Raw genomic sequence first — 17,634 nt, forward strand, 5'->3', positions numbered from 1 at the left:
CTGCGTTGAGGGGGCAGCGATGGGTCGTCGGATCGCTGCTGGTCGCGCCCTCGCGGCGGAGCCGCGTATCGATACAGTCCCGCCTGCCCCGTGGCGGAGCCGCATATCGATGTAGTCCCGCCCCCGTGGCGGAGCCGGGTGTCGATACTGTTCCGCCCCTAGAGGGACGCGCTCTTGATCACCGCGAACCTTGCGCCGTGTGGGTCGGTGAGTTTGGCGATGCTTCCCACTCCCTCGATGGACGTGGCCGGCATGCGGACCGCGGCGCCCAGGTTTCGTGCCTTGGTCACGGTGGCCTCCGCGTCGGCGACCTCGAAGTACGGCAGCCAGTACGGGCTGTTCTCGACCGGGTCGTCGGCCAGGGGGACGATGCCGCCGAACATGGAGTCCTCGCCGCCCCCGGCGGGGTTGAGGGTGGTGTACGTGCCCCCGGGGAAGGGCACCGCGGCCGTCTCCAGGCCGAGTGTCTCGTGGTAGAACCAGGCCGCCGCGGCGATGTCCGGGGTGTACAGCTCGACCCAGGTGAGGGTGCCGGTCTCGCTCGCCACGTCGATGCCCTTGGTCCGGCCCGGCTGCCAGATGCCGAACGGCACGCTCGCCTTGTCGGCGATGATCGCCATGCGGCCCTCGCCCATCACGTCCATGGGCCGCATGAGCACGCTGCCGTGCGCCTGCTCGGCAGCCTTGGCGGTGGCTTCGGCGTCCGCGCTCTGGAAGTACACGGTCCAGGACGGCGGGCCCTGCTCGGGCGTGGTCTGCACCCCGCCCGCCACGGTCCTGCCGTCCAGCTGGAAGAAGCCGTAACCACCGGCGTCGGGGCCCGCCGACTGGAAGGTCCAGCCGAAGAGACCGCCGTAGAAGGAGATGGCGCCGTCGATGTCGGATGTGCCGACGTCGAGCCAGTTGGGAGCGCCGTTGACGAAACGGGTGGTGAGCATCCTTGCCCTCCTTGGAAGGGTCCCGTCCTCTGCACTGCCGAGTCTTGCACCGCCCACTGACAATCGCTGCCGGAACGGCTTTCGCCTCCTTCCGCGCGCCGCCGTGTGCCACGGTGTGCGAGGGCGGCACCATCAGGGTGGCCGCGGACCCTGGGGCGCGGCGTTGATTCCGCGTTGATCGAACGTTTTTCGCCGCGCGCCAGGATCTGGCTCATGCACATCGACACGATCACCCCGGCCGACCTCGCCTGGCAGGCCCAGGCTCTGTGTGCGCAGACCGGGGCGGATTTCTTCTTTCCCGAGCCGGGCAGCTCGGTGCGTGAGGCGAAGCGCATCTGCGGCATGTGTGAGATGCGGCCCACCTGCCTCGAGTACGCGCTGCGGAACGACGAACGCTTCGGCGTCTGGGGCGGGCTGTCGGAGAAGGAACGGCTGGAGCTCAGGCGCACGGCGCACTGACGCACCGCGTCCCGGCGGGCGCCGTCGCCGCATCCGTACGCGACGACGAGGCCGGTACGCACGCGCGTACCGGCCTCGTCGTCATCCGCAGTCGGTTGTGCCGTCAGCCGGCAGCGCGCGCCGCCATCCGCGCCTTGCGTGCCGCCAGCTTCTCGTCGAACTTCAGGGCCTCCGCGTCCAGCCCGCCCATGTACAGGCCGAGTTCTTCCTGTGCCTGAAGGCCCTCGGGGCCGAGGCCGTCGATCTCCAGGACCTTCAGGTGGCGCAGCACAGGCTGGAGCACGTCGTCGTGGTGGATGCGCATGTTGTAGACCTCGCCGATCGCCATCTGCGCGGCGGCCCGCTCGAAGCCGGGCATGCCGTGGCCGGGCATCCGGAAGTTGACGATCACGTCGCGCACGGCCTGCATGGTGAGGTCGGGCGCGAGGTCGAACGCCGCCTTGAGGAGGTTGCGGTAGAAGACCATGTGCAGGTTCTCGTCGGTCGCGATGCGGGCCAGCATGCGGTCGCAGACCGGGTCGCCCGACTGGTGGCCCGTGTTGCGGTGCGAGACGCGGGTGGCCAGCTCCTGGAAGGCGACGTAGGCGACCGAGTGCAGCATCGAGTGACGGTTGTCCGACTCGAAGCCCTCGCTCATGTGGGCCATGCGGAACGCTTCCAGCTTGTCGGGGTCCACCGCGCGCGAGGCGAGCAGGTAGTCGCGCATCACGATGCCGTGCCGGCCCTCCTCCGCGGTCCAGCGGTGCACCCAGGTGCCCCAGGCGCCGTCGCGGCCGAAGAGCGAGGCGATCTCGTGGTGGTAACTGGGCAGGTTGTCCTCGGTGAGGAGGTTCACGACCAGCGCGATCCGGCCGAGCTCGGTGACCTTGGACTGCTCCTTGTCCCAGGCCTCGCCGTCCTCGAAGAGACCGGGGAAGTTACGTCCGTCCGACCACGGCACGTACTCGTGCGGCATCCAGTCCTTGGCGACCTTGAGATGCCGGTTGAGTTCCGTCTCGACCACTTCCTCCAGGGCGTACAGCAGTCGGGCGTCGGTCCAGACGGAAGTGCTGCCGAGGTGCGGGGAAGTGATCGTCACAGGAGCTCCAGGGGACGTACGGCAAAGTGGAACAATCCGGCGAGCGGTGCCGGAACTTACGAAAGCGTAGGCTACGAAACCGTAGGTTACGTTGCCGTAGGTTAAGTGCCCTGTAAAGATCCCTGATCAGCACATGTTTCCTAGGGCATCCAAGGATCTGCCGGAGCCTCAGGGAGCGCAGGTCCCAGGGGTGAAAGGGTGAGTCGATCACCCGTCAGGCGTACAGGTCCCTCAGGCGGACCGAGAGGCATGTCACACAGCCCTCGAGCTTCTCGAACTCGCTGATGTCCACCACGACCGGCTCGTGACCGAGATCGGCGAGCAGTTCCGCAGTCTTCGGGGCGCTCGCCGCCATCAGCAGCTTGCTGCCCCCGAGGAGCACCACATGGGAGCCGGCCTCCTCGGGCACCGACAGGAAACGCGGGAACAGCGCCGGCCGGTCCACCTTGGGGATGTGCCCGATGACCGTCCCGTCGGGCAGCGCCGTGACCGCCGACTTCAGGTGCAGCACCTTGCTCACCGGCACGGCGACGACGCGCGCCCCCAGTGGCTCGAAGGCGGCCCGCAGCTGCTGCACGCCGGCCGCGTTGGTGCGCCCGCCCCGGCCGACGTAGATCGTGTCGTCGATCTTCAGCACGTCTCCGCCGTCCAGGGTGCCCGGCTCCCAGATCCAGTTCACCGAGCAGCCGAGGCGTGCCACGGCCTCCTCGACCCCGGCCGTCTCGTCGCGACGGGAGGAGGCGCCGGGCCGGGTGATCAGCGCGACGTTCCGGTACATGACGACCGTGTCCTCGACGAACACCGAGTCGGGGCAGTCGTCCTCCGGAGCCACCTCGACGGTCTCCCAGCCGTGGGTGCGCAGCGCCTCCACGTAGGCCTCCCACTGCTCCACCGCAAGAGCGGTATCGACCTTCTCCCGCTCGACGTGCGTCACCAGACCCTCGGCGAGGCGCGGGCTGGGGCGGCGGACGAGGGCCTTCTTGCTGGGCACGAGGGGCCTTTCGTGTAGGCGGAACGGCGGACCGGGTAGGCGGAACGGCGAACCGGGCCCTTGTGGGGCCCGGTCCGCCATCATGCAGCGCGGATCCATGGACACAAAACCCCCCGTTGCCAGGCTGTGCCCCTCCCGAGATGCGCTACCCCACCTCCTCCGGAGCCGTCTCCCGCAGCTCGCCGTCGAGCAGCAGCCACCGGGTGATGCCGATGGACTCCAGGAACGGCAGGTCGTGACTGGCCACGACCAGCGCTCCCTCGTAGGACTCCAGGGCCGTGGTCAGCTGCCGGACGCTCGCCATGTCGAGGTTGTTGGTCGGCTCGTCGAGCATGAGCAGCTGCGGTGCGGGCTCGGCCAGCATCAGCGCGGCCAGCGCCGCCCGGAAGCGTTCGCCGCCGGACAGCGTGGCCGCTTTCTGGTCGGCGCGGGCGCCCCGGAACAGGAAGCGGGCCAGTCGGGCCCGAACCCGGTTGTTGGTGGCGCCCGGCGCGAACCGGGCCACGTTCTCCGCGACGGACAGTTCGCCGTCGAGCACGTCGAGCCGCTGCGGCAGGAAGCGGAGCGGCACATGCGCGTGCGCCTCGCCCGACACCGGCTCCAGCTCCCCGGCGATCGTTCGCAGCAGCGTCGTCTTGCCCGCGCCGTTGCGCCCGATCAGCGCGACCCGCTCCGGGCCGCGCAGGTCGAGCCCGCCCGCCACGCGCGCCCCGTAGGCGAGCTCCAGGTCCATCAGGGTGAGGACCGTACGGCCCGGCGGTACGGCCGTGTACGGCAGGTCGACGCGGATCTCGTCGTCGTCCCGTACGGCGTCCACCGCGTCGTCGAGCCGCTCCTTGGCCTCGGTGAGCTTCTCCTCGTGCATGATGCGGTGCTTGCCCGCGGACTCCTGCGCCGCGCGCTTGCGTGCCCCCATGACGATCTTCGGCTCGCGTTTCTGCTCGAACATCTTCTGCCCGTACCGCTTACGGCGGGCCAACTTGACCTGCGCGTCGACCAGTTCGCGCTTCTGCTTGCGGAAGTCGGCCTCCGCGACGCGCACCATCCGCTCGGCCGCCTCCTGCTCGCCGGCCAGAACCTCCTCGTACGCGGAGAAGTTGCCGCCGTACCAGGTGACCTCCCCGGAGCGCAGATCGGCGATCTGGTCGACCAGTTCCAGGAGTTCACGGTCGTGGCTGACCACGACCATCACCCCCGGCCAGGACGCGACGGCCGCGTACAGCCGCCTGCGTGCGTACAGGTCGAGGTTGTTCGTCGGCTCGTCAAGGAGCAGGATGTCCGGGCGGCTCAGCAGCAGTGCCGCCAGCCGCAGCAGCACCGACTCACCGCCCGACACCTCTCCGATGGTGCGGTCCAACTCGATCTGGCCGAGCCCGAGTTCGCCGAGTGTGGCGAGGGCGCGTTCCTCCACGTCCCAGTCGTCGCCGACCGTCTCGAAGTGCTCCTCGGCCACGTCGCCCGCCTCGATGGCGTGCAGCGCGACCCGCTGGGCGGCGATGCCGAGCACCTCGTCGACACGCAGCTGGGTGTCGAGCGTGACGTTCTGCGGGAGGTAGCCGACCTCGCCCGCGACGCGGACGGTGCCGTCGGCCGGCGTCAGTTCACCGGCGATCAGCTTCAACAGGGTTGATTTCCCTGATCCGTTGACGCCGACGAGCCCGGTGCGGCCGGGGCCGAAGGCGACGTCGAGACCCTCGAAGACAGGGGTGCCGTCGGGCCAGGTGAAGGCAAGGGACGTACAAGTGATGGAAGTAGACATGTGGCCTCGCGGTTGCTTGATGCGGTCAGGGGCAAACGCGTATCGAGACACCGCAGACCAGCAGACCAATGGCGGGAGAGGAGAGCCCTGAAGCACGGAATGAGCCCTGCTCCGTCAGGACGGCTCGACTGCCGAGGTCGCACGCGGCGGACACACCTCACGGGTGTGACGCGGTGTCTCAGACCTCAGACGAGCAACGTCCCTCTCCAATCGACGGCAACAGAACCGTTGTACACCGTAGGAGAGGGCCGGGACGGCTGTCAACGAATTAACGTGATCCCCGATCCGCCCTCGCTAAGGAGGCCCCGTGCCCCACGGCTCGCTCTCACTGCCCGCCCGGCTCTGTCTGCTGGCCTGGGACACGGAAAGTACCAAGGTCACCGGTGCCGCCCGCCTCCCCCAGCTGGTGCGGGCCGGTGCCCTCACCGAACTGGCCCAGCGCGGTCTGCTCACGGACGAGGACGGCATCGCCACACCCGTCGACATGGACTCCGCCACCGGGGACGCAGCCCTCGACGGCCTTCTGGAGCTGATCCGGGAGTCCCGGCCGCACCGGTGGCGGACGTGGGTGACCCTCCACGCGCGCGTGACCCTGGACGCCGTACGGGAGCAGCTGACCGCACAGGGATATCTGCGGGCGGTGAAGAAGCGGGTCCTCGGGGTCTTCCCGAGCGTGGAGCACGTACTGGAGCAGCCCGCCGTCGTGGACGCGCTGCGCGTGGAGGCGCGGCGGGTGCTCGACGGCCCGGTGCCGGGCGCCGAGGTCTGCGACCGGGATGCGGCCGTGGTCGCCCTGGCCGCCGCCGCGGAGCTGCCCGCGCTCGTGCCGGCCGGCGACCGCGAACGCCACGCGGCGCGCGTGGAGGCGCTGACCGAGCGGGCCGGAGCGGCGGCGCCCGCGCTGCGGAAGGTCGTCACGGAGGTGCACACGGCCCTGACCGCGTCACTGACGGCGGTCGCGGTGGCGACCGGCGAGTGAGGCGCTTGTGGCGCCTCCCGTACATGCCGTGCCCCGAAGGGGCGCGGGGAACTGCGCGACCAGCCACGACGGCCGCGCAGCCGACACACGGCGCATCGCGCCCCCACCAGCGGAGCGCCACGCGCCACGCGTCACGCCTCCCGCATCAGCTCCGCCAGGTCGTGGTCCAGGTCCAGCTGCAGGTGCTCCAGGCCGACGGGGACCAAATTGTTCGTGGCGTCGAGGAAACGGCGAATCTCGTCCGAGCGGACGTGGACGACGGCGGTGCCCTCGGGGGCGTGGAACTCCAGGACGATGCGCTCGTAGCCGTACGGCCGCACACGCACGTCGCCCTGGCCCTCGGGCTCCTCCAGGCCGGCCGTGAGGAGTTCGCGCGAGAAGGTCCAGCAGACGTCCACGCCCTCCAGGGTGGCCGGGGCGGGGAAGGTCATGCGGACTGCGAACGGGTCGCGTCGGTCGTAGTGCAGCTTCGCCGGGATGCTCGACATACGAGGCGCGGCGGCGACGAGACGGGCCTCTACGGGCTGCTCGATGACGGTGGACAACGCCTGCTCCCTTGTGACGGCTGGACGGGCTTCCGGGCGGATCGGTCCGGCACTGCTAGAGACGCTGGAATCAGCCAATCCGTGCATCTGAAATCCGAGTGACCTCCGTCACCGCATCCATTCACAGGAGTGACAAGGTCCACTTACCGTTTCCCGATGGGCACTTGTGGCGACCGCGGCCATCTGGACGGCGCCCGGGCGGTCGGCTAGCTTCGCCCGCCATGAGGCGCTTGGGGAACACGCGACGAATGAGACGTACGTTTCGCACGGTGGCCGCGGGGGCGGTGTGCTCGGCGGCGCTGGCCGCCCTGACCGCCGTACCCGCGCAGGCGCAGGAGCCGGGGAGCCGGGCGCCGCACTGGGAGCTCAAGGACACCGGCGCGGGCGACGTGCGCTTCCGCGGGCTGTCCGCCGTCAGCCGGAACACCGCGTGGGTGGCCGGAACCGGGGGCACCGTGCTGCGCACCACGGACGGCGGGGCGAGCTGGCGGAACGTCTCGCCGCCGGGCGCCGCCGACCTCCAGTTCCGGGACATCGAGGCCTTCGACGCGCGGCGGGCCGTGGTGCTGGCCATCGGCGAGGGCGAGGCGTCCCGCGTGTACCGCACCGATGACGGCGGCGCGACCTGGACCGAGTCCTTCCGCAACACCGACGCCAAGGCGTTCTACGACTGCCTCACCTTCTTCGACAGCCGCCACGGCCTCGCGATGAGCGACCCGGTGGACGGCAGGTTCCGCATCCTGTCGACCGGCGACGGCGGTCGCTCCTGGAAGGTGCTCCCGAGCGACGGCATGCCGGCCGCGCTGGACGGCGAGGCGGGCTTCGCGGCGAGCGGCCAGTGCCTGGTCGCCTCCGGCCCGTCGGACGCCTGGCTGGCCACCGGCGGTGGCGCACACGCGCGCGTGCTGCACTCCCGCGACCGCGGCAGGACCTGGACGGCGGCCGACACACCGATCCCGGCGGGCGATCCGGCCAAGGGCGTCTTCGCACTCGCTTTCCGCGACCGCACCCACGGGCTCGCCGTCGGCGGAGACTACCGGCCCGACCAGCCCTCGCCGCAGGCCGCCGCACGTACCGGCGACAGCGGCCGAACCTGGCAGCCCGCCGCCGAGCCGCCGTCCGCCTACCGCTCCGGTGCCGCCTGGCTCCCGCACAGCCGCACCGCGGCCCTCGCGGTCGGCCCCACCGGCACCGATCTGACCACCGACGGCGGCCGCACCTGGCGGACGGTCGACACCGGCTCGTACGACACCGTGGACTGCACCGCCGACCTCGGCTGCTGGGCCGCGGGGGAGCAGGGACGGGTGGCGCGCCTGGAACGGTGACGCATAAAACGCGAATACGGGTACTCGGTCGCCGGCTGCGGCAGTGGTGACCGTGACGGTCGTGACTGCGGCAGTCGTGACGGCGAGAGGAGTGAGCGACCATGCCCGCAGGCTCGAACTCCAAGCGGGAGCGCCAGTACGAGCACATCAAGGAGAGCGCACAGGACCGGGGCGAGAGCGCCGGACGCGCCAAGGAGATCGCGGCCCGGACCGTCAACAAGGAACGGGCCCGGTCCGGCGAGTCGAAGAGCGCGAGCCGTACGTCGACCCAGGACATGTCGTCCGGTAAGCGGGGCGGACAGCGCTCGGGTCAGGGTTCCCAGGGCCCGACCCGCGACCAGCTGTACAACGAGGCCAAGCAGCGCGGCATCGAAGGCCGTTCGAACATGAACAAGGACCAGCTGCAGCGCGCGCTGAACGCGAAGAAGGGCTGAGCCGCGCGGTTCAGCCGGACGTCGCGCGGTACTGCTCCAGCGCCGGGGCCGTCCGGGTCGCCTCGAACTCGATGATGCGGTACGTGCACACGCCGCCGGTCGAGAACGGGTCTCCGGCGGTGATCTCCTCGGCCCGTGCGCGGTCCTTGACCATGGCGAGGATGATCCCGCCGTCGCGGGGCTCCTTGCGCCCGGCCGCGAGGAAGACGCCCTTGTCGAACTGCTCGTCCAGCCACGCCACATGGGCCTCAAGGAGTCCGTCGACGGCGTCCAGCGGGGCGGTGTAGGTCAGCTCCAGTACGAACATGATCGCGAGCCTACGCCGGCCGGTGCGGGCCCGTACGACCGTCCCCGTCGTGACGACCGTACGCTCGTCCTCATCATGACGACCGTACGCATTCCCGCGGGCTGGCCCGCGACCGAGGACGAGGCCCGCGCCGTTCAGGACGAGCTGCGGGGGCGGGTGGTGCACGACGAGCCGGGACCGCCGCCCGGTACGGGCCATGTCACCGGCGTGGACGTGGCGTACGACGACGAGCGGGACGTCGTCGCGGCCGCGGCGGTCGTATTGGACGCGGCGAGTCTGGAGGTCGTGGCCGAGGCGACGGCCGTCGGCCGGATCTCCTTCCCGTACGTGCCGGGCCTGCTGGCCTTCCGGGAGATCCCCACGGTCCTCGCCGCCCTGGACGCCCTTCCGTGCCCGCCCGGCCTGGTCGTCTGCGACGGGTACGGCCTCGCCCACCCGCGCCGCTTCGGCCTCGCCAGCCACCTCGGCGTCCTGACGGGCCTGCCCACGATCGGCGTCGCCAAGAACCCCTTCACCTTCGCCCACGACGATCCGGGCACCGCGCGCGGCAGTACGACACCGCTCCTGGCGGGCAGCGACGAGGTCGGCCGCGCCCTGCGCACCCGGGACGCCGTCAAACCGGTCTTCGTGTCCGTCGGCCATCGGGTGAGCCTCGACAACGCCTGCGCCCACACCCTGGCGCTGACCCCCGCCTACCGCCTCCCGGAGACGACCCGCAGAGCGGACGCGCTGTGCCGCCGGGCGCTTCAGGAGGCGACGCCGCGCCACTGACCCGCGTGCGCGCCCGGTGCCGTCTGAGTACGTGGACTGAGTACCCGTACGGATGTGGGCGCGGTCCGGCGGTCGGCAGGCTGTGCCGCATGACGACGCACCGAGCCCCGAAGCCCCTCGCCGACCCCAACCGTCCCGTCGAGCGCGCCGTCACGGCCGCGCTGGTCCTCGCCGTGCTGGCGGGGCTCGGCTGGATCGGCGGGATGATCTACACGGTGGCGGGGTGGTCGCTGTAGGTCGGGTTCACCGGCTCGCGACGACCCGGAAGGTGATGCCGGCCCCGCGCAGACGCTCGGTCAGCGCGTCGCCCATCGCGACCGCCGTGGTCACCTGGCCGGCCGTCGGCGGAAGGTCGTCGAAGGCCAGCGACAGAGCCGACTCGGCGAACATCCTGGCCGTCTCGTCGTAACCGGGGTCGCCGCCCGCGACCTCCGTGAACACCCGGCGCCCGCCGCCCTCGCCCACGAAGCGGACCTTGAACCAACTCTTCGCACGCTTCTCGGCGCTCGGGCCCTCGCCGGGCTTGAGCCGGTCCGACAACCAGCGCCGTACGGGCGGCAGTTGGGCGGCCGCGAAGATGCCGCCGACGGCCGCGATCCCGCCCGCCGCGACGGGCAGGTGCCGCACCGCCGCGTAGTGCCGGTAGCGGAAGTCGGGGCCGTACCGCTCCAGGGCCTTCGCCGAACGGCCCACGATCTGGGCGTCGATGGTGGGCAGCGGCAGCGCCCACGCGCCGATCTCCTTCGCGAACCGGGGCAGCCCCGTGGGAGCTGCGGCCCGCCTGCCCACCAGACGCGGCTCGTTCCGCTTGCGGTCCCGCTCGGCCGCCAGCATCGGGCGCACCCGCGAGAACTGGTTGAGCGCCGACGCGAACGTACCGCCCGAGAACGTGGCGTCCGCCGTCACGAACCCGTCCACCGTCAGCGGCACTCCCTCCGGCAGCTGCCGGACGGTGAAGTACGCGCCCAGGTCGTGGGGGACGGAGTCGAAGCCGCAGGCGTGCACCAGCCGGGCACCGGTCTCACGCGCGCGTGCGTCGTGGCGGACGTACGTCAGGTCCGCGAACTCGGGCTCACCGCACAGATCCAGGTAGTCGGCCCCGGTGTCCGCGCAGGCGGCGACCAGCTCCTCGCCGTACGTCACGTACGGCCCCACCGTCGTCGCCACCACGCGCGCGTGCTCGGCGAGTGCGCGCAACGAGGCCGGGTCGGCCACGTCCGCCCGCTCCACCCCGACGTGCTCACCGCCGGGCAGCAGCTCGCGCAGCTGCTCCAGTTTCCGCTCGCTGCGGCCCGCGATCGCCCAGCGCAGCCCCTCGGGCGCGTGCTCGGCGAGGTACCGCGCGGTGAGCGTCCCGACGAAGCCCGTGGCCCCGAAGAGCACGATGTCGTACGGGCGGTCCGCCCCATTCAGCCTGCTCATGACACCCCTCGTCCGCAGCACGCGCCGTTGTCGGTGGCCGAGGCTAGCGTGAGGGGTGCGGAGCCCGACGAGGAGCCCGGAGGTAAGCGGTGACCGTGACCGAAAATGCCCTGAAGAAGTGGGAGAAAGTGCGCGAGTTCGCTCTGGGGCTGCCGGGTGCCGTCGAGCCACGCGGCGGAGCCGCATATCGATACAGCCCCTGGGGCGAGAGCGTCGCGAAGGTCAACAAGAAGGTGTTCGTCTTCCTCGGGGTCGACGACGGCAGCTGTCCGCTCGGCGTCACGGTGAAGCTCAAGGACGACGAGGCTCATGCCCACGCCCTGCCCCCCCCCCGGCGCCGAGCCCGCCGGTCACGGCCTGGGCAGGGCCGGCTGGGTCCGCATCCCGCTGGAGGAGAAAGGGGCTCCGGCGGCGGAGCTGCTGTGCGACTGGGTCGAGGAGAGCTACCGGGTGATCGCCCCGAAGCGGCTGATATCGGAGCTCGACGCGAGCTGAGTGCCGGGGCGCGGGTCTTGCGGTGAGCCAGGCCGCCTGGCTTCCTGTAATTGGCTAAGCGCTTGCTCGCTCAGGGCTTGTGCTGAATGGAACGTGTTCTTAGCATCACTGGTGTTACATCAGTTGTGTCACATCGCTGGGGGCTGGATGACAACGGCTAGGACGCCGCCCGGGCAGGGTCCGCTCACCGGCGTGCGCGTGGTCGAGCTGGCCGGCATCGGGCCCGGCCCGTTCGCCGCCATGCTCCTCGCCGACCTGGGCGCCGACGTGGTGCGCGTGGACCGCCCCGGCGGTGTCGGCCTCGCGATCGACCCGGCGTACGACGTCACCAACCGCAACAAGCGCTCGGTGATCGTCGACCTGAAGTCCGCGGACGGCCCCGCGCGCGTCCTCGACCTCGCCGAACGCGCCGACATCCTCATCGAGGGCTACCGCCCCGGAGTGGCCGAGCGCCTCGGCGTCGGCCCCGAGGCCTGCCACGCCCGCAACCCCCGGCTGGTCTACGGCCGGATGACGGGCTGGGGCCAACAGGGCCCGCTGGCCGACCGCGCCGGCCACGACATCGCCTACATCGCACTCACCGGCACCCTCGGCATGATCGGTGCCCCCGACGCCCCTCCGGCCGTCCCCGCCAACCTCCTCGGCGACTACGCGGGCGGCTCGCTCTACCTGGCCGTCGGCGTCCTCGCCGCCCTCCACCACGCGCGCGCGGGCGGCACCGGCCAGGTCGTCGACGCAGCCATCGTCGACGGCACGTCCCACCTCTCCGCCATGATCCACGGCATGCTCGCCGCCGGCGGCTGGCACGACCGGCGCGGCGCCAACCTCCTGGACGGCGGCTGCCCGTACTACGGCACGTACGAGACGGCCGACGGCAGGCACATGGCGGTCGGCGCCCTGGAACCGCAGTTCTACGAGGAGTTCGTGACCCTTCTCGGCCTCCCGGAGCACACCGGCGCCCGCAAGGACTGGGCCCGCTGGGGCGAGCTGCGCGAGGCGGTCGCCGCCCGCTTCAAGTCGCGCACCCGCGACGAGTGGACGGCAGTCTTCGAGGGCTCCGACGCGTGCGTGGCGCCCGTACTGACGCTGCGCGAGGCCCCCGGCCACCCGCACCTCGCCGCCCGCGGCACCTTCACCGACCACGGCGGCATCACCCAGCCCGCGCCCGCGCCCCGGTTCTCCGCGACCCCCACGGCCGTACGAACCGGCCCGGCCCGGCCCGGCGCGGACACCGCGGACGTGGCGCGCGACTGGGAGGTACCCGACCTCATGAAGGACCGGGAACCCATGAATGACCGGGAACTCGCCGATCGGCGAAGTGCCGACCGGGAACTCGCGAACGACCGGGAACACACGGACGACCAGGAACACAGGGACGACCAGGAACTCGCGAAAGGCCCCGAATGAAGCGGCAGATCTTCGCCCCCGAGCACGACGCGTTCCGCGCGACCGTGCGTGCCTTCCTGGCCAGGGAGGTGCTGCCGTACTACGAGCAGTGGGAGAAGGACGGCGTCGTCTCCCGGGACGCGTGGCGGGCGGCGGGCAAGCAGGGCCTGCTCGGACTCGCCGTGCCCGAGGAGTTCGGGGGCGGCGGCACCACCGACTTCCGCTACAGCGCCGTACTGGCCGAGGAGTTCACGCGCGCGGGCGCCCCCGGGCTCGCCCTGGGACTGCACAACGACATCATCGGCCCGTATCTCACCGGCCTTGCCACCGAGGAGCAGAAGCGGCGCTGGCTGCCCGGCTTCTGCGACGGCTCGCTGATCACCGCCATCGCCATGACCGAGCCCGGCGCCGGCTCCGACCTGCAGGGCATCCGGACCCACGCCGAGGACAAGGGCGACCACTGGCTGCTCAACGGTGCCAAGACGTTCATCTCCAACGGCATCCTCGCCGACCTGGTGATCGTGGTCGCGAAGACGACCCCCGAGGGCGGTGCACACGGACTGTCGCTGCTGGTCGTCGAGCGCGGCAGGGACGGCTTCGAGCGCGGCCGCAACCTCGACAAGATCGGCCAGAAGGCCCAGGACACGGCCGAGTTGTTCTTCAACGACGTACGCGTGCCGAAGGAGAACCTCCTCGGCACGCTCAACGGCGCGTTCGGCCACCTGATGACGAACCTCGCGCAGGAGCGTCTGAGCATCGCCGTCTCAGCGATCGCAGCCGCCGAGCACCTGCTGGAGATCACCACCGAGTACGTCAAGGAGCGCGAGGCGTTCGGCCGGCCGCTCGCCGCCAAGCAGCACGTCCGGTTCGAGATAGCCGAGATGGCGACCGAGTGCGCCGTCACGCGCACCTTCCTCGACCGCTGCATCGAGGAGCACGCGGACGGCTCGCTCGACGCCGTGCACGCCTCCATGGCCAAGTGGTGGGCGACCGAGCTGCAGAAGCGGGTCGCCGACCGCTGCCTCCAACTGCACGGCGGCTACGGCTACATGACCGAGTATCCCGTGGCGCGTGCCTTCACCGACGGCCGCATCCAGACCATCTACGGCGGGACCACCGAGATCATGAAGGAGATCATCGGCCGTTCCCTGCTGGGCTGACCCTCACCCCCGAAAGGCTTATCCGTGAGCACCGAAGCGTATGTGTACGACGCGATCCGCACCCCGCGCGGCCGCGGCAAGGCGAACGGCTCCTTGCACGGCACCAAGCCCATCGACCTGGTCGTCGGACTCATCCACGAGATCCGCGACCGCTTCCCCGGCCTGGACCCGGCCGCGATCGACGACATCGTGCTGGGTGTCGTCGGACCGGTCGGCGACCAGGGCTCCGACATCGCCCGGATCGCCGCCGTCGCCGCGGGGCTGCCGGACACGGTGGCCGGCGTCCAGGAGAACCGCTTCTGTGCGTCGGGCCTGGAAGCCGTCAACATGGCCGCCGCCAAGGTCCGTTCGGGCTGGGAGGACCTGGTCCTCGCGGGCGGCGTCGAGTCCATGTCCCGGGTGCCGATGGCCTCCGACGGCGGCGCCTGGTTCAACGACCCGATGACCAACCTGGCCGTCAACTTCGTGCCGCAGGGCATCGGCGCCGACCTGATCGCCACCATCGAGGGCTTCACGCGCCGGGACGTCGACGAGTACGCGGCCCTCTCGCAGGAGCGGGCGGCGACGGCCTGGAAGGAAGGCCGCTTCGACCGTTCGGTCGTGCCGGTCAAGGACCGCGGCGGACTCGTCGTCCTCGACCACGACGAACACCTGCGCCCCGGTACCACCGCCGACTCCCTCGCCAAGCTGAAGGCGTCCTTCGCGGACATCGGCGACCTGGGCGGCTTCGACGCGGTGGCGCTGCAGAAGTACCACTGGGTCGAGAAGATCGACCACGTCCACCACGCGGGCAACTCCTCCGGCATCGTGGACGGCGCCTCCCTGGTCGCGATCGGCTCCAAGGAGGTCGGTGAGCGGTACGGCCTCACCCCGCGCGCGCGGATCGTGTCCGCTGCGGTCTCCGGCTCCGAGCCCACGATCATGCTCACCGGCCCCGCCCCCGCCACCCGCAAGGCGCTCGCCAAGGCCGGGCTGACCATCGACGACATCGACCTCGTGGAGATCAACGAGGCCTTCGCGGCGGTCGTCCTGCGCTTCGTGCGGGACATGGGCCTGTCCCTGGACAAGGTCAACGTCAACGGCGGTGCCATCGCCCTCGGCCACCCGCTCGGCGCCACCGGCGCCATGATCCTGGGCAGCCTGATCGACGAACTGGAGCGCCAGGACAAGCGCTACGGCCTCGCGACCCTTTGCGTCGGCGGCGGCATGGGCATCGCGACCATCGTCGAGCGCATCTGAACCCCCGGCGGAACCAAGAGACTTCAGAGACTTCTACGGAGACCCCCGTCATGACTCAGAGCACCACCATCCGCTGGGAACAGGACCGCACCGGCGTCGTCACCCTCGTCCTCGACGACCCGAACCAGTCCGCGAACACCATGAACCAGGCGTTCCGCGACTCCCTCGCCGTGATCACCGACCGCCTGGAGGCCGAGAAGGACTCCATCCGCGGCATCATCTTCACCTCCGCCAAGAAGACCTTCTTCGCGGGCGGCGACCTGCGAGACCTCATCCGGGTCACGCCCGAGACGGCGCAGGAGCTGTTCGACGGCGGCATGGCGATCAAGCGCAACCTGCGCCGCATCGAGACGCTCGGCAAGCCCGTGGTCGCGGCGATCAACGGCGCTGCCCTGGGCGGCGGTTACGAGATCGCCCTCGCCTGCCACCACCGGGTCGCCCTCGACGCGCCCGGCTCGAAGATCGGCTGCCCCGAGGTCACCCTGGGCCTGCTCCCCGGAGGCGGCGGCGTCGCCCGTACCGTACGCCTGCTGGGCATCGCCGACGCACTGCTGAAAGTGCTGCTCCAGGGCACCCAGTACACCCCGCAGCGCGCCCTGCAGAACGGCCTGGTCGATGAAGTCGTGGCCACCGGCGACGAGTTGCTCGCCCGGGCCCGCGCCTTCATCGACGCCCACCCCGAGTCGCAGCAGCCCTGGGACAAGCCCGGCTACCGCATCCCGGGCGGCACCCCCGCCAACCCCAGGTTCGCGGCCAACCTGCCCGCCTTCCCGGCCAACCTGCGCAAGCAGACGAACGGCGCCCCCTACCCCGCGCCGCGCAACATCCTGGCCGCGGCCGTCGAGGGCTCCCAGGTCGACTTCGAGACCGCGCAGGTCATCGAGGCGCGCTACTTCGTGGAGCTGGCCGCCGGCCAGACCTCGAAGAACATGATCCAGGCGTTCTTCTTCGACCTCCAGGCCGTCAACTCGGGCGCGAACCGGCCCAAGGGCGTCGAGCCCCGCCAGGTCCGCAAGGTCGTCGTCCTCGGCGCCGGGATGATGGGCGCGGGCATCGCGTACTCGTGCGCCCGCGCGGGCATCGACGTCGTCCTGAAGGACGTGTCCCTGGAAGCTGCCGTCAAGGGCAAGGGCTACTCCGAGAAGCTCTGCGCCAAGGCGGTCTCCCGGGGGCGTACGACCCAGGAGAAGGCGGACGCGCTGCTCGCCCGGATCACGCCGACCGCGGATCCGCAGGACGTGGCCGGCTGCGACGCGGTGATCGAGGCCGTCTTCGAGAACCCCGAGCTCAAGCACAAGGTGTTCCAGGAGATCGAGCACATCGTCGAACCGGACGCGCTGCTGTGCTCCAACACCTCGACGCTGCCGATCACCGTGCTGGCCGAAGGCGTGGAGCGCCAGGCCGACTTCGTCGGGCTGCACTTCTTCTCACCCGTCGACAAGATGCCGCTCGTCGAGATCATCAAGGGCGAGCGCACCGGGGACGAGGCGCTGGCCCGCGCCTTCGACCTGGTCCGTCAGATCAAGAAGACACCGATCGTCGTCAACGACTCGCGCGGCTTCTTCACCTCCCGCGTCATCGGCCACTTCATCAACGAGGGTGTCGCGATGGTCGGCGAGGGCATCGAGCCCGCGTCGGTCGAGCAGGCGGCCGCGCAGGCGGGTTACCCGGCGAAGGTCCTCTCCCTGATGGACGAGCTGACCCTCACGCTCCCGCGCAAGATCCGCAACGAGTCGAAGCGGGCCGTCGAGGAAGCGGGCGGCACCTGGCCGACGCACCCCGCCGAGGCCGTCGTCGACCGCATGGTCGACGAGTTCGGGCGCCCCGGGCGCAGCGGGGGAGCGGGCTTCTACGCGTACGGCGAGGACGGCAAGCGGGCCGGACTGTGGCCCGGACTGCGCGAGCACTTCACCAAGCCGGGCCACGAGATCCCCTTCGAGGACATGCAGGAACGCATGCTCTTCTCGGAGGCCCTCGACACGGTCAAGCTCCTGGAGGAGGGCGTCCTGACATCCGTCGCCGATGCCAACATCGGCTCGATCTTCGGCATCGGCTTCCCCGGCTGGACGGGCGGTGTCCTCCAGTACATCAACGGCTACGAGGGTGGCCTGCCGGGCTTCGTGGCACGCGCGCGTGAGCTGGCCGAGCGGTACGGGGAGCGGTTCGACCCGCCCGCGCTGCTGGTGGAGAAGGCGGAGAAGGGGGAGCGGTTCGCCGACGCACGCTAGGCCCTGAAGGGCCTTGTCCTCAAACGCCGGACGGGCTGAAAATGCAGGTACTTCCAGCCCCTCCGGCGTTTGAGGAGCGGGGTCCGGGGCCGCCCCCCCCGGAACGGAACGGGTAGGG

The 17,634-nt window shown here is 70.8% G+C and carries 17 protein-coding genes and 1 pseudogene; 11 read left to right on the forward strand and 7 right to left on the reverse strand.

Translation table 11 applies throughout. The features are described from left to right. Positions 1 to 158: 158 nt before the first annotated feature. Complete coding sequence (locus tag OG870_RS38895) at positions 159 to 938, reverse strand: VOC family protein (RefSeq protein WP_266843157.1); 780 nt, start codon at positions 936 to 938, stop codon at positions 159 to 161. A gap of 213 nt (positions 939 to 1,151) precedes the next feature. Between OG870_RS38895 and OG870_RS38900 the strand changes: the two genes are divergently transcribed. Continuing rightward, positions 1,152 to 1,397 (forward strand): WhiB family transcriptional regulator, encoded by a 246-nt coding sequence (locus OG870_RS38900; RefSeq protein WP_266529432.1) that lies wholly within the window; start codon positions 1,152 to 1,154, stop codon positions 1,395 to 1,397. Between the two features lie 103 nt (positions 1,398 to 1,500). On the opposite strand, the gene OG870_RS38905 is transcribed toward OG870_RS38900, so the two are convergent. The 3 genes from OG870_RS38905 to OG870_RS38915 form a co-directional block, all read right to left on the reverse strand. Beyond that, the gene (locus OG870_RS38905; protein WP_266529435.1) at positions 1,501 to 2,475 is read right to left on the reverse strand and encodes an acyl-ACP desaturase; all 975 of its coding nucleotides are present in this window, start codon (positions 2,473 to 2,475) and stop codon (positions 1,501 to 1,503) included. Between the two features lie 214 nt (positions 2,476 to 2,689). Next, positions 2,690 to 3,466 carry a dimethylargininase gene (ddaH, locus tag OG870_RS38910; protein WP_266591615.1) on the reverse strand — a complete coding sequence of 259 codons (777 nt, stop codon included), beginning with the start codon at positions 3,464 to 3,466 and terminating at the stop codon, positions 2,690 to 2,692. Between the two features lie 145 nt (positions 3,467 to 3,611). Further along, positions 3,612 to 5,225 (reverse strand): ABC-F family ATP-binding cassette domain-containing protein, encoded by a 1,614-nt coding sequence (locus OG870_RS38915; protein ID WP_266529441.1) that lies wholly within the window; start codon positions 5,223 to 5,225, stop codon positions 3,612 to 3,614. Between the two features lie 307 nt (positions 5,226 to 5,532). Between OG870_RS38915 and OG870_RS38920 the strand changes: the two genes are divergently transcribed. Further along, positions 5,533 to 6,204, forward strand: a complete 672-nt coding sequence (locus tag OG870_RS38920; RefSeq protein ID WP_266843153.1) for a GOLPH3/VPS74 family protein — start codon at positions 5,533 to 5,535, stop codon at positions 6,202 to 6,204. A 131-nt stretch (positions 6,205 to 6,335) separates the two neighbouring features. On the opposite strand, the gene OG870_RS38925 is transcribed toward OG870_RS38920, so the two are convergent. Next, positions 6,336 to 6,749, reverse strand: a complete 414-nt coding sequence (locus tag OG870_RS38925) for an SsgA family sporulation/cell division regulator (protein ID WP_266529446.1) — start codon at positions 6,747 to 6,749, stop codon at positions 6,336 to 6,338. A 248-nt stretch (positions 6,750 to 6,997) separates the two neighbouring features. On the opposite strand from OG870_RS38925, the gene OG870_RS38930 reads away from it, so the two are divergent. Together OG870_RS38930 and OG870_RS38935 are read left to right on the forward strand one after the other, a co-directional pair. Further along, positions 6,998 to 8,074: a WD40/YVTN/BNR-like repeat-containing protein gene (locus OG870_RS38930; RefSeq protein WP_266843151.1), complete on the forward strand. Its 1,077-nt coding sequence runs from the start codon at positions 6,998 to 7,000 to the stop codon at positions 8,072 to 8,074. Between the two features lie 101 nt (positions 8,075 to 8,175). Beyond that, positions 8,176 to 8,508, forward strand: coding sequence for a plasmid stabilization protein (locus tag OG870_RS38935; protein WP_266529452.1), 333 nt, complete (start codon positions 8,176 to 8,178; stop codon positions 8,506 to 8,508). A gap of 10 nt (positions 8,509 to 8,518) precedes the next feature. Here the strand turns inward: OG870_RS38935 and OG870_RS38940 are convergent, their stop codons facing one another. Beyond that, positions 8,519 to 8,815: a YciI family protein gene (locus tag OG870_RS38940; protein ID WP_266843149.1), complete on the reverse strand. Its 297-nt coding sequence runs from the start codon at positions 8,813 to 8,815 to the stop codon at positions 8,519 to 8,521. Between the two features lie 75 nt (positions 8,816 to 8,890). On the opposite strand from OG870_RS38940, the gene OG870_RS38945 reads away from it, so the two are divergent. Both OG870_RS38945 and mmpA read left to right on the forward strand, forming a co-directional pair. Continuing rightward, positions 8,891 to 9,586 carry an endonuclease V gene (locus OG870_RS38945; protein ID WP_266843147.1) on the forward strand — a complete coding sequence of 232 codons (696 nt, stop codon included), beginning with the start codon at positions 8,891 to 8,893 and terminating at the stop codon, positions 9,584 to 9,586. A gap of 89 nt (positions 9,587 to 9,675) precedes the next feature. Then, a complete protein-coding gene (gene mmpA, locus OG870_RS38950) occupies positions 9,676 to 9,822 on the forward strand; it encodes a morphogenic membrane protein MmpA (protein WP_266529460.1) in 147 nt (48 codons plus the stop codon). A 7-nt stretch (positions 9,823 to 9,829) separates the two neighbouring features. On the opposite strand, the gene OG870_RS38955 is transcribed toward mmpA, so the two are convergent. Further along, positions 9,830 to 11,008, reverse strand: a complete 1,179-nt coding sequence (locus OG870_RS38955) for a saccharopine dehydrogenase family protein (protein WP_266843145.1) — start codon at positions 11,006 to 11,008, stop codon at positions 9,830 to 9,832. Positions 11,009 to 11,097: 89 nt separating this feature from the next. Here OG870_RS38955 and OG870_RS38960 point away from each other — a divergent pair. From OG870_RS38960 to OG870_RS38980, 5 genes and pseudogenes are all read left to right on the forward strand, one after another. Further along, a pseudogene (locus OG870_RS38960) lies at positions 11,098 to 11,503 on the forward strand (MmcQ/YjbR family DNA-binding protein). 147 nt (positions 11,504 to 11,650) lie between these two features. Continuing rightward, a complete protein-coding gene (locus OG870_RS38965) occupies positions 11,651 to 12,910 on the forward strand; it encodes a CaiB/BaiF CoA transferase family protein (RefSeq protein ID WP_266843141.1) in 1,260 nt (419 codons plus the stop codon). Then, a complete protein-coding gene (locus OG870_RS38970; RefSeq protein WP_266843139.1) occupies positions 12,907 to 14,049 on the forward strand; it encodes an acyl-CoA dehydrogenase family protein in 1,143 nt (380 codons plus the stop codon). The genes OG870_RS38965 and OG870_RS38970 overlap by 4 nt, the downstream gene beginning before the upstream one ends. Positions 14,050 to 14,073: 24 nt before the next feature. Further along, a complete protein-coding gene (locus OG870_RS38975; protein ID WP_266529472.1) occupies positions 14,074 to 15,288 on the forward strand; it encodes an acetyl-CoA C-acetyltransferase in 1,215 nt (404 codons plus the stop codon). A gap of 50 nt (positions 15,289 to 15,338) precedes the next feature. Beyond that, positions 15,339 to 17,516, forward strand: coding sequence for a 3-hydroxyacyl-CoA dehydrogenase NAD-binding domain-containing protein (locus OG870_RS38980; protein ID WP_266843137.1), 2,178 nt, complete (start codon positions 15,339 to 15,341; stop codon positions 17,514 to 17,516). Positions 17,517 to 17,634 lie beyond the last annotated feature (118 nt).

Source organism: Streptomyces sp. NBC_00461 (genome assembly GCF_036013935.1).
GTDB lineage: Bacteria > Actinomycetota > Actinomycetes > Streptomycetales > Streptomycetaceae > Streptomyces.